The 23,677-nt window shown below is 68.3% G+C and carries 24 protein-coding genes; 6 read left to right on the plus strand and 18 right to left on the minus strand.

Annotation, left to right across the window (positions count from 1 at the left end; all coding sequences use genetic code 11):
• Positions 1 to 416: 416 nt before the first annotated feature.
• Complete coding sequence (locus tag VI056_09880) at positions 417 to 677, minus strand: DUF4332 domain-containing protein (GenBank protein ID HEY6203343.1); 261 nt, start codon at positions 675 to 677, stop codon at positions 417 to 419.
• 523 nt (positions 678 to 1,200) lie between these two features.
• Between VI056_09880 and VI056_09885 the strand changes: the two genes are divergently transcribed.
• The 3 genes from VI056_09885 to VI056_09895 are packed head-to-tail and all read left to right on the plus strand — an operon-like array spanning position 1,201 to position 4,743.
• Positions 1,201 to 2,073 carry an SMP-30/gluconolactonase/LRE family protein gene (locus VI056_09885; protein ID HEY6203344.1) on the plus strand — a complete coding sequence of 291 codons (873 nt, stop codon included), beginning with the start codon at positions 1,201 to 1,203 and terminating at the stop codon, positions 2,071 to 2,073.
• Positions 2,074 to 2,131: 58 nt separating this feature from the next.
• Positions 2,132 to 3,880, plus strand: coding sequence for a long-chain fatty acid--CoA ligase (locus VI056_09890; protein HEY6203345.1), 1,749 nt, complete (start codon positions 2,132 to 2,134; stop codon positions 3,878 to 3,880).
• Positions 3,877 to 4,743: a 3-hydroxyacyl-CoA dehydrogenase family protein gene (locus VI056_09895; protein HEY6203346.1), complete on the plus strand. Its 867-nt coding sequence runs from the start codon at positions 3,877 to 3,879 to the stop codon at positions 4,741 to 4,743. Before VI056_09890 ends, VI056_09895 begins: the two co-directional genes overlap by 4 nt.
• A 7-nt stretch (positions 4,744 to 4,750) precedes the next feature.
• Here VI056_09895 and VI056_09900 read toward each other — a convergent pair whose 3' ends face one another.
• From VI056_09900 to VI056_09910, 3 genes are read right to left on the minus strand one after another with little or no spacing between them, the layout of a single operon-like run.
• On the minus strand, positions 4,751 to 5,137 hold the full coding sequence (locus VI056_09900) for a DUF6285 domain-containing protein (GenBank protein ID HEY6203347.1): 387 nt from the start codon (positions 5,135 to 5,137) through the stop codon (positions 4,751 to 4,753).
• Positions 5,137 to 6,132, minus strand: coding sequence for a phosphotransferase family protein (locus VI056_09905; protein HEY6203348.1), 996 nt, complete (start codon positions 6,130 to 6,132; stop codon positions 5,137 to 5,139). The genes VI056_09900 and VI056_09905 overlap by 1 nt, the downstream gene beginning before the upstream one ends.
• 25 nt (positions 6,133 to 6,157) lie before the next feature.
• Positions 6,158 to 6,931, minus strand: a complete 774-nt coding sequence (locus VI056_09910; protein HEY6203349.1) for an SDR family oxidoreductase — start codon at positions 6,929 to 6,931, stop codon at positions 6,158 to 6,160.
• A gap of 50 nt (positions 6,932 to 6,981) precedes the next feature.
• On the opposite strand from VI056_09910, the gene VI056_09915 reads away from it, so the two are divergent.
• On the plus strand, positions 6,982 to 8,187 hold the full coding sequence (locus VI056_09915) for an acyl-CoA dehydrogenase family protein (protein ID HEY6203350.1): 1,206 nt from the start codon (positions 6,982 to 6,984) through the stop codon (positions 8,185 to 8,187).
• Positions 8,188 to 8,219: 32 nt separating this feature from the next.
• Here the strand turns inward: VI056_09915 and VI056_09920 are convergent, their stop codons facing one another.
• The 13 genes from VI056_09920 to VI056_09980 form a co-directional block, all read right to left on the minus strand.
• A complete protein-coding gene (locus tag VI056_09920; GenBank protein HEY6203351.1) occupies positions 8,220 to 9,407 on the minus strand; it encodes an acetyl-CoA C-acyltransferase in 1,188 nt (395 codons plus the stop codon).
• A complete protein-coding gene (locus tag VI056_09925; GenBank protein HEY6203352.1) occupies positions 9,400 to 10,161 on the minus strand; it encodes an enoyl-CoA hydratase-related protein in 762 nt (253 codons plus the stop codon). The genes VI056_09920 and VI056_09925 overlap by 8 nt, the downstream gene beginning before the upstream one ends.
• Before the next feature lie 28 nt (positions 10,162 to 10,189).
• The gene (locus VI056_09930; protein HEY6203353.1) at positions 10,190 to 11,818 is read right to left on the minus strand and encodes a long-chain fatty acid--CoA ligase; all 1,629 of its coding nucleotides are present in this window, start codon (positions 11,816 to 11,818) and stop codon (positions 10,190 to 10,192) included.
• Positions 11,819 to 11,842: 24 nt separating this feature from the next.
• The gene (locus VI056_09935) at positions 11,843 to 12,910 is read right to left on the minus strand and encodes an acyl-CoA dehydrogenase family protein (protein ID HEY6203354.1); all 1,068 of its coding nucleotides are present in this window, start codon (positions 12,908 to 12,910) and stop codon (positions 11,843 to 11,845) included.
• Positions 12,910 to 14,067 (minus strand): acyl-CoA dehydrogenase family protein, encoded by a 1,158-nt coding sequence (locus tag VI056_09940; GenBank protein ID HEY6203355.1) that lies wholly within the window; start codon positions 14,065 to 14,067, stop codon positions 12,910 to 12,912. Before VI056_09940 ends, VI056_09935 begins: the two co-directional genes overlap by 1 nt.
• Positions 14,067 to 14,504, minus strand: coding sequence for a PaaI family thioesterase (locus VI056_09945; protein HEY6203356.1), 438 nt, complete (start codon positions 14,502 to 14,504; stop codon positions 14,067 to 14,069). The genes VI056_09940 and VI056_09945 overlap by 1 nt, the downstream gene beginning before the upstream one ends.
• A gap of 58 nt (positions 14,505 to 14,562) precedes the next feature.
• Positions 14,563 to 15,528 carry a TIGR03564 family F420-dependent LLM class oxidoreductase gene (locus VI056_09950; GenBank protein HEY6203357.1) on the minus strand — a complete coding sequence of 322 codons (966 nt, stop codon included), beginning with the start codon at positions 15,526 to 15,528 and terminating at the stop codon, positions 14,563 to 14,565.
• Between the two features lie 117 nt (positions 15,529 to 15,645).
• The gene (locus VI056_09955) at positions 15,646 to 16,860 is read right to left on the minus strand and encodes an ABC transporter substrate-binding protein (GenBank protein ID HEY6203358.1); all 1,215 of its coding nucleotides are present in this window, start codon (positions 16,858 to 16,860) and stop codon (positions 15,646 to 15,648) included.
• A gap of 75 nt (positions 16,861 to 16,935) precedes the next feature.
• On the minus strand, positions 16,936 to 17,658 hold the full coding sequence (locus VI056_09960) for an ABC transporter ATP-binding protein (protein HEY6203359.1): 723 nt from the start codon (positions 17,656 to 17,658) through the stop codon (positions 16,936 to 16,938).
• On the minus strand, positions 17,651 to 18,403 hold the full coding sequence (locus VI056_09965; protein HEY6203360.1) for an ABC transporter ATP-binding protein: 753 nt from the start codon (positions 18,401 to 18,403) through the stop codon (positions 17,651 to 17,653). Before VI056_09965 ends, VI056_09960 begins: the two co-directional genes overlap by 8 nt.
• A gap of 32 nt (positions 18,404 to 18,435) precedes the next feature.
• Positions 18,436 to 19,506, minus strand: coding sequence for a branched-chain amino acid ABC transporter permease (locus VI056_09970; GenBank protein ID HEY6203361.1), 1,071 nt, complete (start codon positions 19,504 to 19,506; stop codon positions 18,436 to 18,438).
• Positions 19,507 to 19,517: 11 nt separating this feature from the next.
• Positions 19,518 to 20,399, minus strand: coding sequence for a branched-chain amino acid ABC transporter permease (locus tag VI056_09975; protein ID HEY6203362.1), 882 nt, complete (start codon positions 20,397 to 20,399; stop codon positions 19,518 to 19,520).
• A complete protein-coding gene (locus VI056_09980) occupies positions 20,396 to 21,028 on the minus strand; it encodes a TetR/AcrR family transcriptional regulator (GenBank protein HEY6203363.1) in 633 nt (210 codons plus the stop codon). The genes VI056_09975 and VI056_09980 overlap by 4 nt, the downstream gene beginning before the upstream one ends.
• Positions 21,029 to 21,120: 92 nt before the next feature.
• Here VI056_09980 and VI056_09985 point away from each other — a divergent pair, with 92 nt between their 5' ends.
• Positions 21,121 to 22,209 (plus strand): zinc-binding dehydrogenase, encoded by a 1,089-nt coding sequence (locus VI056_09985; protein ID HEY6203364.1) that lies wholly within the window; start codon positions 21,121 to 21,123, stop codon positions 22,207 to 22,209.
• Positions 22,210 to 22,345: 136 nt separating this feature from the next.
• Here the strand turns inward: VI056_09985 and VI056_09990 are convergent, their stop codons facing one another.
• A complete protein-coding gene (locus tag VI056_09990; GenBank protein ID HEY6203365.1) occupies positions 22,346 to 23,350 on the minus strand; it encodes a PHP domain-containing protein in 1,005 nt (334 codons plus the stop codon).
• Between the two features lie 109 nt (positions 23,351 to 23,459).
• On the opposite strand from VI056_09990, the gene VI056_09995 reads away from it, so the two are divergent.
• Positions 23,460 to 23,675 (plus strand): hypothetical protein, encoded by a 216-nt coding sequence (locus VI056_09995; protein ID HEY6203366.1) that lies wholly within the window; start codon positions 23,460 to 23,462, stop codon positions 23,673 to 23,675.
• Positions 23,676 to 23,677 lie beyond the last annotated feature (2 nt).

Raw genomic sequence — 23,677 nt, forward strand, 5'->3', positions numbered from 1 at the left:
TCCGAAACTGAACCGACGTCGCCCGTCAGACCGCTGATCAGATGAGTCAGTATTGCGCCGAAAACGCGCCTCAGATAAGCGGCCGAACGAAGAAGCGAGGCGGGCAGCAGGCCCAGCCTCACTCCCCGTCGGGTGGAATGGGCTTCGTCTCGCCTTCCAACTCGACATCGCGCAGAAATTGGTCGACATCGAGGTCTCCGAAGAAAACTCGGAGCTCATTGATGTTCTCGATGAGCGTCCAGCGCGAAACGTCACGCGCCGACTTCAGATCGGCCAGTCCATCTGGGCCAGCAGGAGCGGACCGGCACTCCGAGTCTGATCTCCTGGAATCGCCGGTCGCGGTCCTGCCGGCCGATCCGGTCTGTCCAACACAACGCCGCGCCCCGCTCGTCGGCCCCTCCTCGAGGCGCAGCCGGCTACTTGACTGGCTTCTTGGGAGCTTCCCCAACAGCCGTCGAGGAGTCTTTCCACCCCTTGGCCTGATCGATCCAGTCCTGAGCAATCTTCTCGGAGAGTCCGACAACCTTGCCGTGCCGTTCCTCGATCATCTTCACAAGCGAGTCAGCGCGACGCTTCGAAAGCTCCTTGATCGAGTCGACCCCGATCTTTTCCAGCATCTCGGTGTGCTTGGGCCCGATCCCCTTGAGCTTCCATAGATCGTTCTCCATGCCCGGCATAGCCACTCCTCCGCACTGTTTTCCGCCTGGCGCGGTCGCGCCAGACAATAACGCGGCGGTCGGATGGCTGTTGGCGCCGCTGTCGCAGCCGACACACGGTGCGGCGACGCCTCGTCGCGAGCTGAGGACGACCGATGCCGACGATCACGTCGACGGTGACGCTCACGAGCATCAGGTCTCGCCGGCTACACCCGGCGAAGTGTGAAGAACATACTCACGCCCAGCAATACCGCGCCGGCCGTGGGAATGGCACCGATCTCTGCACCGAACGATTCCGTGCTTGTGATCGGGCGGGTCTTCGTTGCGAGCGACAGCGACCTCGCGACCGCCGACGCGCTTTCGATACAGATTCAGGTCGCCTCACCCACGATTCGGCAACTCAGCCAGTAACCCTCGCTGCCGCGCATCGTCTGGATGACCGGATCGCTCATGGCGGCGGTTCCCGATGTCGTGTGCGCGGTGAAGTTTCGCAAGGCGACGAACCCGTGGGGCGTGCCCTTCCATCCCGAGGTAGCGTGCCTTCGTGACACGGACGCTCGAGGTCATCCTCGACGGCGGGAGGTTCTTCGAAGCACCCCGTTGGCACGACGGGCGGTGGTACGTAAGTGACTTCGGGCGCCATGTCGTCCAGGCCCTGGACGAACAGGGCGCGGCTGCCGTCGTCCTCGACGTACCGGAGCAGCCGTCGGGTCTGGGATGGCTTCCCGACGGTTCGCTTCTGGTCGTCTCGATGAAAGACCACTGCGTCATTCGGCGCTGGCACGATGGGCGCGTGACCACTCATGCCGACGTGTCGCGCCTCTGCGGTGGGTTCCTCAACGACATGGTCGTCGACAGCTCTGGCCGTGCGTACGTCGGGAACTTCGGCTTCGCCCTGGATCGGAAGTCCCGACCCGCGCCGACCGTGTTGGTCCGAGTTGACCTCGATGGCTCGTCGTCGGTGGTCGCTGATGATCTGCTTTTCCCGAACGGCATGGTCATCAACGCGGACGGAAGGACGCTCGCCGTCGGTGAGACGTTCAGGAATCGCTACACCGCGTTCACGATCGCGACGGATGGATCATTGACCGATCGCAGGTTATGGGCAGATCTCGCCTCCGCTGGGGACCCGCCGCCGATCCGCCCCGATGGGTGTGCTCTCGATGCAGAGGGCCACATCTGGTCCGCGGATGCGGGATCGGGTCGTTGTTACCGCATCGCGCCGGGCGGCGCGATCGTCGATCGCGTCGACCCGCCCGCCGGTCTGCGCTTCTTCGCGTGCATGCTCGGTAGCGCCGATGGCCGCACGCTACTGGGCTGCGCCGCCCGCGGCTACTACGAGGCGATCGAGTCGGAGAGTTGCGATGCGGTGCTCGCCATAACGAGGGTTGACGTGCCGCACAGCGGACTGCCGTAGCACAGCGCGCAGACATTTCATCGAGCGCGGACCTCGGTGGTACGGTAGCGACCGGCGGTTGAGGTTGAGCACCGGGATCGCGACCGAGCGGCCTTGGTTTCGGCACTACGACCCCGGCGTGCCGCGCACGCTCGTCTATCCCGCCGTTCCGCTCCAGCAGTTCCTCACCGACACCGCCGCGAACCACCCGCTCGCGGTCGCGACGATCTTCGGCGCCGTCGTAGCGCATCGGCTCGTCGAGGCATCGCTCACGTACGCGGAGCTCGATCGGCTCGCCGATCGTTTTGCCGCCGGGCTCCAAGCGCTCGGTGTTCGCAAGGGCGATCGTGTCGCGCTGCTCTTGCCCAACTGTCCGCAGTTCGTGATCGCCTTCTACGGCGCGTTGCGCGCGGGCGCGGTGGTGGTGCCGTGCAACCCGCTGTACACCGCACCCGAGCTACGCCGGCAGCTTGCCGACTCCGGGGCCGAGACGCTCGTCGCGCTCTCGCGACTCCACGCTGTCGCGCGGGCTGCGCGCGACGGGACGGGCGCCCGAAACGTGATCCTGACCAACATAAAGGAGCAGTTCCCGCCGCTCCTCCGAATACTGTTCACGGTCGCGCGCGAGCGCCGCGAGGGGCATCGCACGGCGATCGACCGCGCCGCGGGCGAGCACTCCTTCCAAGACCTCCTACGTGACGGTCCCGCCCTTCGGCCGGTGGAGGTCCGCCCCGAGGACACCGCGATCCTCCAGTACACGGGTGGCACGACCGGCGTGCCGAAGGGCGCCGTGCTGTCGCATCGCGCGCTCGTCGCGAACGTGCGGCAGTCGCGTTCGTGGAACCCGACGCTCGTGGAGGGGCGTGAGCGGGGGGTTGACGTCATGCCGCTCTTCCACGTCTACGGCCTCACCGTGATCATGGGCGTCTCGGTCGCGACCGGCACCGCGATGGTGCTGATCCCGCGCTTCGATCTCGAGCACGTGCTGCTCGCGATCCAAAGGCACCGCCCGCGTTCGTTCGCCGGCGCGCCGCGGATCTACGTCGCGGCCGCGAGCGCGCCCGACCTCGCTCGATACGATCTTCGCTCGGTGGAGGTGTTCGGGTCGGGGTCCGCGCCGCTCCCGGTTGAGGTGCAGACGAAGTTCGAGCAGCTGGCCGGCGGCGGACGGGTGCTCGAAGGCTACGGACTGACGGAGGCGGCACCCGTCACGCACACGACCCCACGCAAGGGGCAGCGCAAGCTCGGCTCGATCGGCGTGCCGATCCCCGACGTCGACGCGAAGATCGTCGACCTCGAGACGGGAATGCGAGATCTTCCGGTCGGAGAGGCAGGCGAGCTGGTGGTGCGTGGTCCGAACCTGATGGACGGCTACTACAGGCGACCGGATGAGACTGCGCTCGCCCTGCGCGACGGATGGCTCTACACGGGAGACGTCGCGCGCATGGACGAGGACGGCTACTTCTACATCGTCGACCGCAAGAAGGAGCTCATCATCGTCTCGGGATACAACGTCTATCCGCGGGAGGTCGAGGAGGCGCTCTACGCGCATCCGGCGGTGCTCGAGGCCGCCGCGATCGGCATCCCCCACCCCGAGCGCGGCGAGGTCGTGAAGGCCTTCATCGTGCTGCGCGCCGGGGCATCGGCGACGGCGGACGAGCTGCGCTCACACTGTGCGTCATCGCTCGCGCGCTTCAAAATCCCGGCCGAGATCGAATTCCGTTCCGACCTGCCGAAGAGCATGGTCGGCAAAGTGCTGCGGAGCGCCCTGGCCGAGGAGGAGCGCACGGCCCGCGTCGCGAGAGAAACGTCAGGGAGGCAGCGTTGACGATCGACGAGGTTGGACGGATCTGCGTGGTCGGGGCCGGCCTCATGGGACGCCAGATCGCGCTGAACGCGGCGCACCACGGATACGACGTGCGGCTCCACGACGCGAGCGCCGACCAGCTGCGGGCCGCGGAGCGCTGGACCGACGATTACATCGCATCGCGGATCGAGAAGGGCCGCTGGACGAAGGACGAGGCCGCCGCGACGCGGACGCGGCTCGCGTTCGCCGGAAGCCTCCCAGAGGCCGCGCTGGACGCGGACCTCGCTATCGAAGCGGTCGTCGAGGACGTCGCGGTGAAACGCACGGTCTTCGCCGAGCTCGACCGCCTCTGCCCGCCGCGAGCGATCCTCGCGACGAACTCCTCCACCTTCGTCTCGAGCCTGGTCGCGGACGCGACGAAGCGGCCGTCGCAGGTCGCGAACCTCCACTACTTCAATCCCGCGATGGTCATGGAGGTGGTCGAGATCGTGCAGGGTCCGCACACGTCGGCCGAGACGGCGACGCTGTTGGTGGAGTTCGCGAAGCGCGTGGGGAAGCGGCCGATCTTGATGAAGAAGGAGATCGAGGGGTTCATCGCGAATCGGCTGCTCCGGGCCCTCGGCCGCGAAGCGACCTTCCTTGTCGATGAGGGCTATGCGTCCTTCGAGGAGGTCGACCTCGCCGCGGAGAAGGCGCTCGGCCATCCGCTCGGACCGTTCCGCCTCATGGATCTCACCGGCATCGACCTCGCGTTCATGATCCGCTCGGCGATCTACGAGTCGTCGGGCCGCGAGGAGGATCGCCCGCCGCGCTGCATCGAGGAGCGCTACCGCGCGGGCCACTACGGCCGGAAGACCGGTCGTGGCTTCTACCGGTACGAGTGAACGACCCTCAGCGGTAGCGCTCGAGAAAGCGTGGACTCGCGACGCGCAGCTTGTCGGCGACCGTCGCCAGGAGATGCGCCAGCGTGCCCTCGGGAGCGTCGCCCGCGCGGATGCGCCGCACGAGCTCGCGGTTGAGGTCGACCGCCAGGCGACGCAGCTCAAGGGGGTCGTCCGGCAGCGGGTCCGTGCGGTCCAGCAGCCTCGTGAGAGAGCTGACCTCTCGCCGCACCAGCTGCGCCCCGATCGCGATCTCGCGCTCGAGTATGCCGAGACCGTTCGCGGCGACGAGGGTCCGGAACCGAAGCCGCGGATCGTCGATCTGCGGGAGCACCTCGGTCTCGATGAACTCGCGCACCGCCTCGGCAAGCTCCGCGGCGTGCGGGCGGTCCTGCATCAGCCGGCCCGCTCGAGGAGATGGAGCAGCTCGAACTCCATCTCGGCGGCGAGCCGCCCGAGCACGGCGAGCTCGACGCTCCGCTGCTGTCCCGAGAGGTGGCGGTGCGACTGGGTGAGCGCGCCGATCGCCCACTTCAGATTGCCCACGATCTCCCAGTAGTCGAGCGACGCGAGCGTGAGGTGCCGGCCGGTGAGCGTGTTGTAGCGCTCGAGATACGGCTCGACCTCGCCGATGCCGCCCAGGCGCAGGTGATCGATGCCGAAGCGCCACGCCCGCACCAGCGGCCAGGCGACGTCTTCCGCCGGGTCGCCGCGGTGCCCGAACTCCCAATCGAGCACGTGGCCGAGGCCCGCCTGGGTGACCGCGAGGTTGCCCACGCGCAGGTCACCATGGAGGACGACTGTTTCGCTCCGCGCCGGCGCCCGTCGTCCCGCCCACGCGAGCCCGAGCTCGATCGCCGGGTGCGCATCCCCGAGGCGGTCGACCTCCTTCGTGAGCCGGCCGACGACGTCACGTGCTCCGACGGCGCCAAGAAAAGGCACGCGGTCGGCCGGGATCGCGTGGATCTTCGCGAGCTCTTCGGCCATCTGCGCCGGCAGCGCCGCGCGCGCACCGACCAGCTCGGGCCGCTGCACGATCCGCCGCCCGATCGTCTCGCCCGACACGCGCTCGCTGACGAACGCGGCCCGACCCGCGATCTCCCCGAGATAGCCGTACGGCTTCGGGACCCGCACGCCGGACGCGAACGCGACCTCGAGCAGGCGGTGCTCGTCCTCGAGCGTCAGCGTCTCCTGATGGATGACGCCGCCGCCGGCGCGCCGCACCAGGAGCTCGCGCATCCCCTGCGGCGTGCGCAGGTCGAGGGCCCAGGCCTCCTTCGATGCTCCGCCCGCGAGGAGGGCGAGACGCTCGACCCAGATGTCCGCGCCGAAGAGCGGCACAAGACGCTCGCGCAGCTCGTGCGAAAGGGCTGCGTCGACGTCGGGCGTCAATCGACGAGGGCCCGATAGGCCACGCTCATGAGGCCGTGTGCCCGCCGTCCACCGGGAGGATCTGCCCGGTGATGTAATCGGAGGCACGCGACGCGAGGTAGACGATCGTCCCCTTGAGGTCCTCGTCGCCGCCGATGCGGCCGAGCGGGATGTTGCGGGCGAGCCGGTCGCCCCAGCGCTCGACGATCGCGCTCGACATGCGGCTCGGGAACCACCCCGGAGCGATCGCGTTCACGTTGATCTTGTGGCGGCCCCACTTCACCGCGAGGTCGCGTGTGAAGTTGACGAGCCCGCCCTTGCTCGTGTTGTACGCGATCGAATCGAGCACCTCGGGCATCGCGCCGCCCAGTCCTGCGACGGAGGCGATGTTGATGATCTTGCCGCCGCCCTGCGCGATCATGACGTTCCCGGCGGCCTGCGAGCAGAGGAAGGCGCCGGTCAGGTTCACGTCGAGCACGCGCCGCCAATCCTCGACGGCCATGGTCGCGACCGGCGCGACCCAGGCGCGGCCGGCGTTGTTCACAAGGATGTCGATCCGGCCGAGCTCTGCCTTCACACGCTCGACCATCGCGCGCACGTCGTCGGCGCTGGTGACGTCGCAGCGGAGGCCAAGTGCGCGGACGCCGAGCCCCGAGAGCTCCGTGGCGGTCACCGCGCAGCGCTCGACATTGCGCGCGCAGAGCACCACGTCCGCACCCATCTCGGCGAGCGCTGTTGCCATCTGCCGCCCCAGCCCGCTGCCTCCGCCGGTGACGATGGCGACCTTCCCGCTGAGGTCGAAGAGCTCTTTGGTGTGCATCCGCTCCCCCTCGTTCGTTGCGTCGATCACGCCGGTTGTACATTCCGCCGGTGCCGGCCTTCGCGCCGTCCCCCGACGTGCAGCAGCGCCGCGAGCGCCTCGCGGCCTTCATGGAGGCACAGGTCTACCCCAATGAGCGCGCCCTCGCAGCGGAGGATGACGCGGCGGAAGCGCTCATGCGCGAGCTCCAGGGCAAGGCGAAAGCCGCGGGTCTGTGGGCGATGTTCATCGGCCCGGAGGCCGGCGGGACGGGCACGGGATTCCTCCCCTACGTCTACCTCAACGAGGTCATCGGCCGCAGCCTCGTGGCGCCGCGCGTCTTCGGCTGCCAGGCACCGGACACCGGCAACGCCGAGATCCTCCACGCCTTCGGGACGCCCGAGCAGAAGGCGCGCTGGCTGCGCCCGCTCGTCGCCGGTGAGATCCGCTCGTTCTTCGCGATGACCGAGCCCGAGGTCTCCGGGTCCGATCCGCGCGGCCTGCGTGCGCGAGCCCAGCGCGATGGCGATGCGTGGGTGATCGACGCACACAAGTGGTTCAGCTCGGGCGCGGAGGGCGCGGCGTTCGCGATCGTGATGGCGGTCACCGATCCCGACGCACCGCCGCACGAGCGCCTCAGCCAGATCATCGTGCCGGCGGACACGCCCGGCCTCGAGATCGTGCGGGCGACCCCGACCCTCGGTCACCGAGGCCGCGGCTACAACACCCACTGCGAGGTGCGGTTCACGAACGTCCGCGTGCCGATCTCGAACACGCTCGGCCGACCCGGGGACGGCTTCCGCATCGCGCAGAAGCGCCTCGGCCCCGGCCGCATCCATCACGTGATGCGCTGGCTCGGGCAGATGCAGCGCGCCTTCGATCTCATGTGCGACCGCGCGCTCGCGCGCGAGGTGTTTGGAAGCGCGCTGGCCGAGAAGCAAACGGTCCAGAACTGGATCGCCGACTCCGCCGCCGAGATACAGGCCTGCCGCCTCCTGACGCTCCAGGCGGCGCACCGTCTCGACGCCGGCGACGAGGCCCGGGTCGAGATCTCGCTCGTGAAGTTCTATGCCGCGCGCGCGTTGCACGACGTGATCGACCGCGCGATCCAGGTCCACGGTGCGCTCGGCCTCACCGACCAGACGCCGCTCGGTGCGATGTACCTCGTCGCACGCACCATGCGCCTGGTCGACGGACCGGACGAGGTCCATCGCATGGTCGTGAGCCGCGAGGTGCTGAAGGCGTATCGGGCCAGCCGGCGTTGGGAGTTCATGTAGCCGCGAGCTATGCGGGGCGGACGGCATCGGGGCTAGTTCAAGGCCTCGACGAGCCCGGCGGCCCCCATCCCGCCTCCGACGCACATCGTGACGAGCCCGAAGCGCGCCTTCCGGCGACGCAGCTCGTACAGCACTGTCCCGACCATGCGCGCGCCGCTCATCCCATAAGGGTGACCGATCGAGATCGCGCCGCCGTTCGGATTGAGCAGCTCGGGATCGATGCCGAGGCGATCGCGGCAGTAGACCGCCTGAGAGGCGAACGCCTCGTTCAGCTCCACCAGGTCGATGTCCTTCAAGGGGATCCCGACCTGCCGGAGGAGCTTCGGCACGGCGAACACCGGCCCGATGCCCATCTCGTCGGGCTCGCACGCCGCGACGGTGAAGCCGCGGAAGACGCCGAGCGGCCGCACGCCCAACGCGTTCGCGCGCTCGGCGGACATGAGGAGCGCCACCGACGCGCCGTCGGACAGCTGACTCGCGTTGCCGGCCGTGACCGTACCGCCCTCCTTGAACGCCGGCGGGAGCTTTGAGAGTCCCTCGAGCGTGGTGTCGGGCCGATTGCACTCGTCGCGATCGACGGTGACCTCCCGCGTGGATGTCGCGCCCGTGACCTTGTCCGTCGTCTGCATCCTCACGGTGATGGGCAGGATCTCCTCCGCGAACTTCCCCTCGCGCTGGCCCGCGGCGGTCCGCTGCTGCGAGAGGAGCGCGAACGCATCCTGGCGTTCGCGCGAGACGCCGTAGCGCTCGGCGACGACCTCAGCGGTCTGGCCCATCGGCATGTAGATGTCCTTCTTGTGATCGAGGAGCCAGGGGTTCTGGAGGTCCTTCTTGTTGTAGTCGTTCTGGAGCATGGTGATCGACTCGAGCCCCCCGGCGATCGCGACGTCGTAGCTGCCGCCCTCGATCATCCGCGCGGCGATGGCGATCGAGTTGAGCCCCGACGCGCAGAATCGGCTGACGGTCGATCCCGGCACCGACGTCGGGAGGCCGGACATGATCGCGACGGTCCTTCCGACGTTCTGGCCCTGCGGTCCCTCCGGGAAACCCGCGCCGAGGATGACGTCATCGACCTGCGCCGGGTCGATCTCGGGCACACGACGCAGCAGCTCCCGAACGCAGCGCACCGCGATGTCGTCGGGCCGGGCGAGGTTGAACGAGCCGCGGAACGACTTGGCGAGACCACTCCGCACGCTCGCGACGATCACCGCTTCACGCATCGGCGTGCCCACCTGCCGGCGGCGCCCAGCGCGCCGCGCGCTTCTCGAGGAACGCGGCGATGCCCTCGCGCGCATCTGGATGCGCGAGCAGACGCGCGAGCGCGGCGGTCTCGGTCCGGAGGCCGCCCTGGAGCGAAGCGTCGCTCGTCTCACGCAGGAGGGTCTTGATCACCGCGAGCGAGTGCGGCGACTGCGCCGCGAGGGTGCGCGCGATCGCCGCGGCCCGGTCGAAGACCTCCGCCGGCGCGACCGCCTCCTCAACGAGTCCCCACTCCGCGGCGCGGAGTCCGGAGATCGGCTCCCCGCCGAAGATCATGAGCCGCGCGCGCCCGGGTCCGACGACCCGAGGCAGGCGCTGTGTGCCGCCGCCGCCAGGCAGGATGCCGATGCGGACCTCGGGCAGACCGATCTGCGCGTCCTCGGCCGCGATCCGTATGTCGCACGCGAGCGCGACCTCCAGCCCGCCGCCCATGCAGAAGCCGTGGATCGCGACGATGAGCGGCTTCGGGAACGCCTCGATGCGGTCGGCCAGACGCTGGATACCCTCCCCGCGCGTGTCGGCATTCGGTTCGAGAAGCGCCGGAAACTCCGAGATGTCCGCTCCGGCGCTGAAGCCACGCGGCCCCGCGCCGCGCAGCAGGGCGACACGGGTCGCCGCATCGGTGGCGAGCGCATCAAGGGTCGACTCGAGCGCGGCCACGACCGCCCGGCTCATCGCATTCACCGGCGGGCGATCGATCGTGATCGTCGTCACGCCACCCGACGGCTCGACGCGAACGAGCTCAGGAGGCAGGCGTCACCTCACGGGCCGTCGCGAAGCGTTCGCGCAGCGCCGTCTTGCGGAACTTGCCCGCCGCGGTCTTTGGGATCTCGGTCACGAACTCGAACGCATCGGGCAGCCACCACTTCGCGAAGCTGGGCGCGAGGTAGTCCCGGAGCTCATCCGCGGTCGCCGTCTGCCCGGGCCGCAGCAGGACGACCGCGAGAGGACGCTCCTGCCAGCGCGCATGCGGGACCGCGATGACCGCGGCCTCGGCGACCGCGGGGTGACCCATGAGCGTGTTCTCGAGCGCGACCGAGCTGATCCACTCGCCGCCGGACTTGATCAGGTCCTTGGAGCGGTCCTGGATCTCGACGTAGCCGCGCGCATCGATGGTGACGATGTCGCCGGTGCGGAACCAGCCGTCCTTCGTGAAACGGTCCGCCGACTCCGGACTCTTGTAGTACGCGCGCGCGACCCACGGACCGCGCACCTGGAGCTCGCCCATCGACTTTCCGTCCCAGGGCACATCGTTCCCGGCGTCGTTCTGCGCGCGGATCTCCACCAGCGGCACCGGATATCCCTGCTTCGCACGGTAGGCGAAGCGCGTCTCGGTGTCCGACTGCTCGAGATCGCTCATGAGGCTGGACACCACGCCGAGCGGCGTGGTCTCGGTCATGCCCCAGGCGTGGAGGACACGTAGACCGTGCCGCTCTTCGAAGCCACGGATCATCGACTTCGGCGCCGCCGAGCCACCGACGACGAGGACGCGGAGGCGCGACAGGTCGTACTCCTTCGGCCGCTCGTCGAGCCTGCGCAGCAGTCCGAGCCAGATCGTCGGCACGCCCGCGGTGTAGGTGACGTGCTCCTTAGCGAACAACTCGCAAAGGCTCTCCGCATCGAGGTGCGGCCCGGGGTGGACCTGCGTGGCTCCGATCATCGTGCAGGTGAACGGCAGGCCCCAGGCGTTCACGTGGAACATCGGCACGACCGGCAGGACAACGTCGGACTCCAGAACGCCGACCGAGCCGGACGCCTGTCCGAGACTGTGCAGCACCAGCGCGCGGTGCGAATAGACGACGCCCTTCGGACGGCCGGTCGTCCCGGACGTGTAGCACATCGCGGCGGCCTCGCGCTCGTCGAGCTCCGGATACGCGAACGCGTTTGCGTCCGCTCCCGCGAGGAGCGCCTCGTAGCCGATCGTCCCCGCGGGCGCCTTTGCCCCGTGCTCGATCACGACGATGTGCTCGATCTTCACGTCGGCACGGAACTTCTCGAGTACCGGCAACAGCGTGTCGTCGATGATGAGCACGCGGTCCTCGGCGTCGTTCACGATGTAGGTGAGGTCGCTCGGATGCAGGCGCGGGTTGATCGTGTGGAGGACGGTGCCGGCGAGCGGTATTCCGAAATACGCCTCGAGGTGCTCGTACTGATTCCAGCACAGCGTCGCGACGCGGTCTCCGCGCCGCATGCCGAGCTGCTGGAGCGCGACCGCCAGCTTCTTCGCGCGGGGCACGAAGTCTGCGTACGTATACCGGTGCAGGGTCTTGTCCGGTCTGCGCGTGACGATCGCTTTGTGCCCAAAGAGCGTCTCCGCACGCCGGAGGATGAACTCGATCGTCAGCGGGTACTCCATCATCAGTCCGTCCACGTTGATGCCACCCCTCTCATTTCGTCATGCGCCACTGAGGACCGACTCTGCGATCTCCGCGCGGTGGGCCGCGCCGGAGCGGTCGAACGACTCGATCCAAAGCGCCCGCTTGTAATAGCGGTGCAGCGGATGGTCCCACGTGAAACCCATGCCGCCGTGCACCTGGATCGCGCGCTCGCATGCCGTGACCGCGGCCTCGGCCGCGTACGCCTTCGCCGCGATCGCGGCGCGCTCGGCCTCGCCGTCACCCTCGGCGATGCACCAGGCCGCCCAGTACGCGAGCGAGCGCGCGAGCTCCGTCTCGACATACGTGTCCGCGAGCTTGTGCGACACCGCCTGGTACGCCCCGATGGGCCGGCCGAATTGCTCGCGGCTCTTCGCGTGGTCGACGCCGAGCTCGAGCGCACGGCTGGCGATGCCGACCGCCTCGAGGGCGAGCGCGGCGAGGGCGCGCCGCCGAGTGGCGGCAACGATCTTCGCCGCGGCGGGCGGAGCCGCGAGGAGGTGTGCGGCATCGTCGTCGAAGGTGACGTGGCCGAGCCGCCGCGTCGCGTCGACCGTGTCGAGGACGCGGACGTGCGGCCGGGCGTCATGGCGCTCCGCGAGGCACAGCCCGATGCCGTCGGGCCGGCGCGCTTGGACCACGAACGCGTCGACCCAGCCGGCATCTGGAACGAGATCAGCCTCGCCACGCAGGAGCCAGCGATCGCCCGCCCCACGCGCTTCCACCGTCCCTGACGCGATCGTCGCAGTGAGCGCGCCGGACGCGACCTTGGCCAACAGGTCGGGCGCGCATCCGAGGGCCGGCAGCGCGAGCGCGACGGTCGAGAAGTACGGACCCGCGTAAAGCACGCGACCGAGCTCCTCGAACACGATCGCCTCTTCGACGAAGCCGAGGCCGGCGCCACCCTGCGCCTCGGGGATCGAGGCGCCGGTCCACCCAAGACGAGCGAGCTCGAGCCAGGACGCGCGGTCCCAGCCGTCTTTGGACGTCGCGATCTCCGCCAGGCGCGCGGCGGGGAAACGCTTGTCGAGGAAGGAGCGGGCCTGCGCGCGGAGCTGCTCCTGCTCCGGCGAGAAGCTGAAGTCCATCAGCGGCTCCGTGGCAGGCCGAGCACGCGCTCGGCGATGATGTTCCTGAGGATCTCCGACGTGCCGGCTTCGATGGTGTTGCCGCGGCTCCGGAGCTGCTGATGGCGCCAATAGGCCGCCGCCCCGTCGCCGTCCGCCACCTGCGCCTCCCGTCCGATGATCTCGATGGCGAGCTTGGTGAGGCGCTGGTTCGCTTCGGACCAGCGGAGCTTCGCGACGGACCCCTCGGGGCCGGGCACGCCGGTGCGCTCGAGGCGCGCCAGTGCGCGGTAGTTGGTGTATCTGAGGGCCTGGAGATCGATCCACTCGCGCGCGACGCGGTCGCGCACCAGCGCGTCGGCCCCCGCGCGCTCGCGAGCCAGAGCGACGAGCTTGCGGACGGCGACATCGAGGGCGCCGGCGAGGGCGAAGCCGAACGTGCCGCGTTCATGCGAGAGGGTCGTCATCGCCACACGCCAGCCGTCACCGACGTCGCCGAGCAGGTTCTCCTTCGGCACCGCGACATCCGTGAAGAAGATCTCATTGAATTCCGCTTCGCCGGTGATCTGGCGGAGTGGCCTGACCTCGACACCGGGACTCTTCATGTCGACGATGAGATACGTGAGGCCCTCGTGCTTGTCGCCCGCCGCGGCGCTCCGGCCGAGCAGGATGCACCGGTCGGCGATATGCGCGTACGACGACCACACCTTCTGACCGTTCACCACGAAGCGATCGCCCACAAGCTCCACGCGCGTGCGCACCGACGCGAGATCGGAGCCCGAGCCGGGCTCGGAGAAGCCTTGGCACCAGATCTCCTCTGCCGACAGGATCTTCGCCAGGTAACGCGCCTTCTGATCCGGCCGGCCGTGCGCGATGATCGTCGGGCCGGCCATGCCGAGCCCGATCACACCGAGGTGCTGCGGCGCTTCGGCGCGCGCGAGCTCCTCGAGATAGACAGCCTGGTAGCGCCACGGCCGTCCCGCGCCGCCGTACTCCTTGGGCCAGGTGAGCCCGGCGTACCCGCACTCGGCCAGGCGCTTGCTCCAGTCGCGTCCGAGCGCGAGGGCTGGGCCGCTCCAGCCGCGGAAGCCGCGCAGCCCGGCGGGCACGTTCGCCTCCAGCCAGGCGCGCAGCGCCGCGCGGAACGCCGCCTCTTCTGGTCCGTCTCGGAGATCCATCAGCGCCCCTCGCTCGACTCGCCGCGCAGCGTCATGCAGGTGCTCATCGCGCGCGCGACGAGCCGCTCGTCCGGGTCGGTCACGTCGCACTCCACGAATCCGATCGTCCGCCCCGTCTTCACCATGCGTGCCGTCGCGACGAGGCGGCCGCTCCAGAACGGCCGGAGAAAGTTGATCTTCAGCTCGAGCGTGGTGAAGCTCTCTCCCTCACCGAGGGTCGAGGCGTACGCCGTGCCCATCGCTGCATCGGCGACATCGCAGATGATCCCGCCGTGGAGCGTACCCATGGGATTGGCGTGCTGCGGCCCGGCATCGAGCTCGAAGATCGCCTTCCCCGTTTCGATCGAGGTCGGTCGAAAGCCGATGAGTCTGCCCACCGGAGCGCCCGGGCCATCCCCACGCACCATCGCGTTGAAGCGATCGATCAGCCTGGCCACGACACCTCCCAGCCGCCCCGATGGAGGCACGCGAGCCGTGCGGCGGTCGCGGAGCGTATCAAAGGGATCGTCCGGTCGAAAGCGGCGGGCGCGCCGAGAGCTGCGCCCCGATGCTCACCAGCGCGCCAAGAGCTGAATCGAGTCGGGCGTCGTGCTCCCCGAGCGCATACGGCGAGGCGATGAAGTCGGTCGCGCCCGCCTCGGCCAGCCGCTCCAGGTGCTCGCCGATCGCGTCCTGGTCGCCGACGATGGCGACATCCGCGGGGCCGGCGGCGCCCTCACGGTCGAGCATCGCGCGATACGCCGGCAGCGATGCGTAGGTCTTGAACACCTTGCCTGCCAGCTCGCGCGCGGCGGCCGCGTCGTCCGTGAGCGCGAGCGGCAGCCCTACGACGATCCGCGGCGTGGGCCGGCCGGCCTGCGCTGCCGCTTCGCGGATGCGCGGAACGATGTGTTCGCGCAGTGTGCGTGCGCCCACCATCCAGGTCACCGTGCCGGACGCGACCGAACCCGCGAGCGCGAGCATCTTCGGACCGAGACCAGCCAGCAGCACCGGCACCGGCAACCCATCCGTCGAGGTGACGCGAGCGCGGACCGTGAACATCTTCCCGGTGTGATCGACCTCCCCGGTGAGGAGCAGCGGGACGAGTACGGAGAGGTACTCGACGGTGTGGGCGTAGGCATGCTCGTACGAGAGACCCCAGGTCCCTTCGACGACCACACGATGTGACGGCCCGACGCCGAGCGTGAAGCGACCGCGCGCCGCGGCCTGCGTCGACGCCGCCTGCTGGGCCATCGCGTACGGGTGGCGTGGGTAGGTCGGCGTGATGGAGGTCCCCAGCTCGATGTGAGTCGTCACGCGAGCCGCGAGCGCGACGACGGTCATCGCGTCATGTCCAAAGATGTTGTTGAACCAGACCGACGCCAGGCCGCGGTCCTCCGCAAGGCGGGCGCGCTCGACCAGCTCATCGAGCGTCGCCGGCCGGCGGTCCCGCTGCGCGCCGTCGAAGAGCCCGATGCGCATCAGCCCGGACCTCGCGTGAGAGCCGAGCGCGATGCTGTCCGGGCGAGCGGGGTCGACGTCAACTCGACGCGTCTCGACCCCGCCCACCATTCGTGTAGCACGACGTTGCGCGTGTTTCTACTTGAGCGTGATGTAGCCAGTCACGGTGACGAACTTGCCATCCTTCGCCGCCTGGAAATAGGCGGCCTTGACGCCCGCGTGATCCGTGGGGCTGTAGCTGAGACTTGGCACGAGTGAGCCCGTGAAGTCCTTCATCTGGTCGAGGTTCGTCATGAAGCCCTCGCGGGTCAGCTCCTTGCCCGCGCGCTTCAGCGCCTCGATGAACACCTGTCCGTATGTATATCCGGCCTCGGTGAACCCACCGATCTGCTCCTTCGGAGCGTACTTCGCCATGAACGCCTGGTACTCGACGATCTTCGGGTTGCTGGTGTCGTCGAACGCGGGGAGGTAGGCCTCGATCAACATGCCGTTGATCGCGGTGCCGGCAAGCTGGAAGATCGACGGATCGTTGATGACCGAGGATGAAAGCAACTTCGGCGCGTAGCCGATCTTGCCCATCTCGGCGATGATCGAGCCGCCCGGCTTCGGAACGGCGTAGAGGATCACCGTATCTGCGCCGGTCGTCTGCAATTTGAGCGCCTGCGCGCTGAAGTTGGTGTCGGCCGTTTCGTAGGACACACCGGTCGCGGCCGCAAGTCCGCGCTTCTTGAGCTCCGCCTGGACGGCGTCGAGCCCCTCTTTGCCGAAGGCATCGTTCTGGTAGAAGACCGCGATCTTCTTCGTGCCCATCGTGTCGAGCGCGTACTGCGTCGCGAGCGTCGCTTCCGTCGTGTAGTTGAGCTGGACGGCATAGATGTTCTTCTTAAGCGGGACGGCGAGTGCGGTCGTGCCGGTCGCCGGCCATACGTGCGGGACGTTATTCGCCACGAGGTAGTCCATGACCGCCGCGTTGTGGGCCGTCCCAAGGCCGCCGCAAAGCGCGAAGACCTTGTCCTCTTCCACGAGCTTCTTCACCGCGGCCACCGTCTTGGCCGGCTGGTAGCTGTCGTTCTCGTAGATGAAGCGGATCTTGCGGCCGTTGATGCCGCCCTGGTCATTGATCATCTTGAAGTACGCGTCGAGCGTGCGGTCGATCGCGCCGTACGCACCCGCCGGTCCATCCTGCGGACCCCAGCTGCCGACAAGGACCTCAGTGTCGGTGACGCCGACGACGACCGGTTTGGCCGTGGCGGTCGCCGCCGCGGTCGCGGCGGTCGTCGCGCTGGGTGCGGGGGTCGCCGACCCGCAAGCCATCACGAGCAGCGCGACGAGCAAAGGGACGACCTGCGCCACCCGTGGCAGAAATCGATGTTGTGTCCTCGTAAGTTGCCCTGTCAAAGCTCCCTCTCCTTCTGGCCTTAGCCGGCCCTATTGCCCGAGATATGCGCTTCGCACCTCCTCCCGCTGCCGGAGCGCCGCGCTCCGATCGCTGAGGATCACCCGCCCGATCTCTAAGACGTACGCGCGGTCAGCGATGTCGAGCGCCATGTGTGCGTTCTGTTCGACCAGAAGCACGGTCGTACCCGTGGCGCGGATCTCGCTGATGACGCGGAAGATCTCCTTCACCAACATCGGTGCGAGGCCAAGGGAAGGCTCGTCGAGCAGGAGCAGTCGTGGCCGGGCCATGAGGGCCCGTCCGATGGCGAGCATCTGCTGCTCGCCGCCGCTGAGAGTTCCGGCCCGTTGCTGCAGCCGCTCGCGCAGGCGCGGGAAATACTCGAACACCCGCGGATCCTGGCCCGCGGCGCCGAGATCGCGGCGCGCGTACCCACCGAGCAACAGATTCTCGCGCACGGTGAGCTCCGCGAAGATCTGCCGTCCCTCGGGCACCTGAACGATCCCCATGCGCACCAGGCGGTCGGGGGTCATTCCGTCGACGCGCCGACCGTCGAACTCGACCGAGCCGCGCGTGGGCCGGAGGAGACCGGAGATCACCCGCAGTGTCGTCGTCTTCCCCGCGCCATTCGCTCCGAGCAACGCGATGACGCTCCCCTCGGCGACCTCGAGACTGACGCTGTGCAGCGCGCAGACGCGCCCGTAGTAGGCCTCGATCTCGTGCACCACAAGGAGCGGACGAGCCGCGCTAAGCATCGGAGACCCCAGGCTCAGGTTCGCCGAGGTAGGCCTCGATGACCAGCGGGTCACGACGGACGTCGGCCGGCGATCCAGTGGCGATGCGTCGGCCGAAGTCCAGCACGTAGAGCCGATCGCAGAGACCCATGACGAAAGACATGTCGTGCTCCACGACGAGCACGCTTAGCTCGAACCGATCGCGCAGACGGCGGATCAGGCCCGCGAGCCCCTGGCTCTCCTGGCGGTCGGCGCCGGCGGTCGGCTCATCGAGCAGCAGAAGGGCTGGCTTCGAAACGAGGGCGCGGCCGAGCTCGACCAGCTTCTGGACGCGGAAGGGCAGCGTCGAGACCACGCGGTCGCGATAGGCAGTGAGGACCAGAAGTTCGAGCATCTCATCGGCGCGAGCCGTCGCCCGGGCTTCGTCCGCGCCGACGCCCGGCAGGCGCAAGCCATCACGGATCACGCCGCTACGGATCACGACATGCTGTCCGACCAGCAGGTTCTCTAAGGTCGTCATGCTCCGACAGAGCTCGACGTTCTGGAACGAGCGCGCGATGCCGAAGCGGATGATCTCGTGCGACCGAGCGCGGGTGATGTCGCGGTCCTTGAAACGGATGGTCCCGGCATCGGGGTCATAGAACCGGCTGATGCAGTTGAAGACGGTGGTCTTCCCGGCGCCGTTCGGTCCGATCAGGCCCACGATCTCGCCAGCGTTGACCGTGAGGTCGAGGCCGCCGAGGGCAACCAGGCCTCCGAAGCTCATCGTTAGCCCCCTGATCTCGAGGAGCGGTCCGCTCACCTGACGCCGCTCCCCTCGCCCAGCTCGACGATCTGGTCCACCCGCGACGCGCGGTCCCGCGGGCGCGCCGCCCACCGCAGCCGCACGGAGCGCGCGACCCCGGCCAATCCGTGCGGCAGGAATGCGATCGTGAGGATGAGGATCGCGCCCAGCACGACGATGTAGAGATTCTTGAAATCGTGCACCACGGGCAGTCGCGTAAGGGCGTTCTGCAGGAACGTGAGCAGCAGGGCCCCGGAGAGCGCGCCACCCACGGAGCCGAGGCCGCCGAGCACGATCATCGTCAGGAAATCGACCGAGAGGAGCACGGTGAAGTCCTCGGGACTGATGCCGTGCAGGAGATGAGCGTACAGGCCGCCCGCGATCCCCGCGTACAGCGCGCTGAGCGCAAAGGCGGTGGTCTTGTAGCGCACGAGGTCCACACCCATCGCGCGCGCGGCGATCTCACTGTCGCGTATGGCCACGAACGCACGGCCGGTGTGGCTCGTGACGACGTTCCTTGCGAAGATCGTCAACACGATGAGCACGGCCGCGGCCAGGTAGTAATAGTCCTGATCGGTGCGGAACACGATCGTGAACGCGCCCAGCGGGAGCGACGCGAGCGGCAGACCGTGCAGTCCCGATGAGCCGCCGGTCCAAGAGCCCTGCCACACCGCGAGCTGCGGGATCGCGAGGCCGAAGCCAAGCGTCGCGACCGCGAGGTAAGGACCGGATAGGCGCAGGGCGGGCAGGCCCAGCAGGAACCCGATCGCCGCAGAAACGGATCCCGCGAGGAGCACCGCCACGACGAATGGGAGACCCAGGCGGAGGGTGAGCAGGGCGGAGGCGTAGGCGCCGATCGCGAAGAAACCGGCGTGCCCGAGTGAGATCTGGCCGGTGTGCCCGATCAAGATTCCCAGGCCGATGGCGACGACGGCGTAGATGAGCGCGAGCGAGACGAGATAAAGGACATAGCCCGGGGCGACGCCGGGGATGACGCCGAGAACCGCGGGGAGGACAAGGACGGCGGCGAGGCCCAGAGCGTACGGCGCCGCGGCCCGCCCGCGCGTTCGCAGCCAGCGCACCATCACGCCGGCCCCTAGACCTTCTTGGTCTCGTGCCGGCCCAGCAAGCCCCCGGGCCGCCCCACCAGCACGAGCACGATGAGGGCGAACGCGATGGTGTTGCGGAGCTCGGCGACTTCGAACCCCGCGACGCTGTCGATGATCCCGAGCAGCAGTCCACCGAGGACGGCGCCGGGCAGGCTGGTAAGTCCACCGACCACAGCCGCGGCAAATGCCTTGAGCGCGACGTCGCCCATCATGCCGGGGTCGAGGTAGTTGATCGGCGCGATCAGCATGCCGGTCACCGCGCCCATCGCGGTACCCATTCCCCAACCAAGGGCATTCATGCGACCGATGCTGATGCCCATCAGTTGTGCGGCCACACGATTCTCCGCGACGGCCCGCATGGCGATCCCCGTTCGGGTGAAGCGGAAGAACGCAAAGAGGACCGTCATCAGAACAAGCGTCACGAGGAAGATCAGTGCGTTCAGCTGGCTCACGACGACCGTCCCAAGATGGAAGGGCGGGCCGACCACCGGGTCGGGGAAGGTCCGTATCTCGTAGCCCCAGATCCAACCCGCAGCACCGAGCAGGATGAGGCTCAGGCCGACCGTGACGATCACCGGGTTCAACACGGTGGTCGTGCTGATGTGGCGCAGCACGACGCGCTCGATCAGCGCGCCGAACAGTCCAGCGAAGAGCATGGTGAGGACGAACGCGACGGCGAACGGGAGCTGGAACGCGGTCAGGAGTGTGAACGCTACGAATGTGGAGAACATCGCTGTCTCGCCCTGAGCAAAGGTGATGACCTGTGTCGTTTTGAATATCAGGACGATGCCGAACGCGGTCAGCGCGTACAGGCTGCCGAGCGCGAGCCCGTTGACGAGCAGTTGTCCCCATGGCAGATCGAGCGTCACACCACCCTCAGCATCCGAATGGCGCGTTCGGCGAAGTCGTCGGCGATCGCGGTCTCCGTGAGCCGCCCTCTCGGCCGGTACCAGCGATGGACCCACGTGCACATGCCGACGAGAGCAAGGGCGGCAAGCTTCGGGTCGGTCTCGACGAACGAGCCGTCGCGCATGCCGTCCCCGATGACGCCCTCGAACAGGTCACGCATTGTTCGCTGCTCGGCGTGCACCTGCCGCAGTGCCGCGGGTGGCAGCACGTGCTCCTCACGGAGGTACACGCGAACAGAGTCGAGATTTCGTAGAACGCCGAGGACGTACGCGCGCACCATGGCGCGCAGCTGATCGGTGCACGTGCCGGTCCCGTGCGCGACGGCTCGTATCTCACCCAGGACCTGGTCTGCTTGCCCCTCGAACAGTCGAACGAGGAGTTCCTCTTTTGAGGAAACGTAGTAATAGAGGCTGCCCTTGTAGAGGCCCACGGCATCCGCGATGTTCTGCATCGAGGCGGCGTGGTAACCCTTCTGGCGGAAGATGCGGAGCGCCGCCGCGCGGATGGATTTCTCGCGCTCGGCGGACCGGCGTTGCCGTCGCCGCCCGAGGCTGGGCGCCCCGCGCACGCTTCCCACCAGCCGTGCCACGGGCGGGGACGATATACCAAACGACCGTTCGGTAGAACGGCGCCCGGGATGCCAGTGCGCGCTCGCCACCGCAGCGGGCGTAGCCTCTCGCGGTGAGCGATCGCGGGGCGGTGCTGAACGCGGCCGGCGAGGGTGTCGCGCTTGAACAGATCGTCTTCGACGATCTTGGGGATGACGAGATCCTCGTGCGCCTGGCCGCAAGCGGTGTGTGCCACACCGATCTCCATGTGAAGAACATGAACGGCTGGGGCATGGCCTTCCCGATCCTCCTCGGCCACGAGGGCGCCGGCATCGTCGAGCGCGTCGGCCGCACGGCGACCTCCGTCCGGCCTGACGATCGGGTCGTCATTTCGTGGCGGGTCCCATGCGGCGAGTGCGCGATCTGCAGGCGCGGTGATCCGGTCCTATGCCAGACGCAGAGGGTCGCCCAGCCTCGCGTCCGCCGCGCGCGCGACGGTCAGCCTCTTTCGCGGGTCCTCTCGACAGGCACCTTCGCGACCCGCACGGTCGTTCATGCGGCCCAGGTCATCGCGGTGCCCGAAGGGATCCCGCTGGAGAAGGCCTGTCTCATCGCCTGCGGGGTCGTGACCGGAGTGGGCGCCGCACTGAACACCGCGAAGGTCCGGAGAGGGTCACGCGTCGCGGTCATCGGCTGCGGCGCGGTGGGCCTGTCCGTCGTGCAAGGCGCGCGTATCGCCGGCGCCGATCGGATCGTCGCCGTCGACCTCGCACCACAGAAGCTCGAGTGGGCTCGCCACTTCGGTGCTACGGACACGGTCGATGCGCGGAGCGGCGATCCCGTCGAAGCCGCTCGCGCGGCTGCCGGCGGGCCGCTCGATTACGCGTTCGAGGTAGTGGGCCTTCCGGCGACGGTCGTGCAGGCAGTCGGCATGGTCGGCTACGGCGGAACGGTGGTGATCGTTGGCGTCCCACCGACGGATTCGACGGTCACGCTGCCGCTCGCGCGCGGCGGTCTCTTCAACAAGAAGGTCACCCTCACTTCGTGCAGCGGCGGCGACATGGTCCCGTCCGAGTTCTTCCCGCGGCTCATGCGCTGGTATCTGGACGGCACGCTGCGGCTCGATGAAATGGTCACGCGCGAGATCGGAATTGATGAGGTGGAAGATGCCTTCGCCGCGATGACCAGCGGTACCGTGATCCGGTCGGTGATCCGCCTCTAGCGTGGCCCGCGGACGCCAGATACCACTCGCGCGTTTCCGAACAATTCCGTGAATCGCGCCTCGAGCGATTCTTTAGACCATTGCTCTGCCAACTGAGCTACCTCGTCGAGACCGGATTTTTGCTCGGAGTGCGACGCTAACGGTTCGTCCACCCCAGCAACTTGTCGGTTGACCACGAGTTCACGACGCGGTCGATGGTCACCCCGGTCTCGACCGCTTTGTCGGCGCCGTAGGTCTGCCACTCCAGCTGACCGGGCGCGTGCGCATCCGTATTGATCGCGAACTGGCAGCCGACCTCGACGGCCAGCTTGAGCAGGTCGTTCGGCGGGTCCAGGCGCTCCGGTCGCGAGTTGATCTCGACCGCGGTGTCGAACCGCTCGCACGCGCGGAACACGACCTCGGCGTCGAACTCTGACTGCGGCCGGCCGCGGCCAACCACATAGCGGCCGGTGCAGTGGCCAAGCACATCGGTGTGCGGGTTGGCGATGGCCGCGATGATCCGTCGCGTCATCGCCGTCTTCTCCATGCGAAGCTTGGAGTGGACCGATGCGACGACGACGTCGAGCTGCTCGAGGACGTCGTCGTCCTGGTCGAGCGCGCCGTCCTCGAGGATGTCGACCTCGATCCCCGTGAGGATCCGGAACGGCGTAAGGTCGTGGTTCAGCGCCGCGACGATGTCCAGCTGCCGCAGCAGGCGCTCGCGTGAGAGACCGTTGGCGACGGTGAGCCGTGGTGAGTGGTCGGTGAGCGCGATGTACTCGTGCCCGAGGTCGCGGGCGGCGCGCGCCATCACGTCGATCTCGGCGCCGCCGTCGCTCCACAGCGAGTGCACGTGGAGATCACCTTTCAGCTGGGCGGCGATTTCGTTGCCCTTGCCTACGGTGAGGGCGGTCTCCCTCTCGAGCCTATCGAGGTACGAGGAGGAGCCGGAGGTGGCGACCTCGATGATGATCGCCGCCGTCTTCGGGCCGATCCCGTCAAGCTCCTCGAGTGTGCGAGCGGCGATGCGAGCGAGGAGCTCGTGAGGCGCCAGGGTCTTCGCGACCTCGGCCGCTCGAAGGTAGGCGCGGACCCGATAGGGCTTTTCCCGTGCCCGGTCGAGCAGGTAGGCGATGCGCTCCAACGCCTCTGCAGGCTCCATCCAGGCAACGCTACCCGCCGCCGGAACGACCACGCGCCGTAGATCGTCTCGCGATCCTCGCCCCTCCTGCCTCCATCCGGCATCGTCGTTCGTTGTAGAGGACAGGGAAGTGAAGGAGAGCGTCGTACCGGTGCCGGCGTCCGCACTGCGCACGGCCGAGTGGGATTTCGCGTACCGCGCCCACGGTGAAGCGCTGCGCACCCAGGGTCCGATTCAGGTTCATACCGTTCGTCGGGATCGAGCCCGCGCCCGATCGCGACACCACGCAGCCATCACCGTCTGCGAGCTCGATCATTGCGAGCTCGATCACGTTGACGAGCGCTGATT

The organism is Candidatus Limnocylindria bacterium, from assembly GCA_036523395.1.
Taxonomy (GTDB): Bacteria; Chloroflexota; Limnocylindria; order P2-11E; family P2-11E; genus CF-39.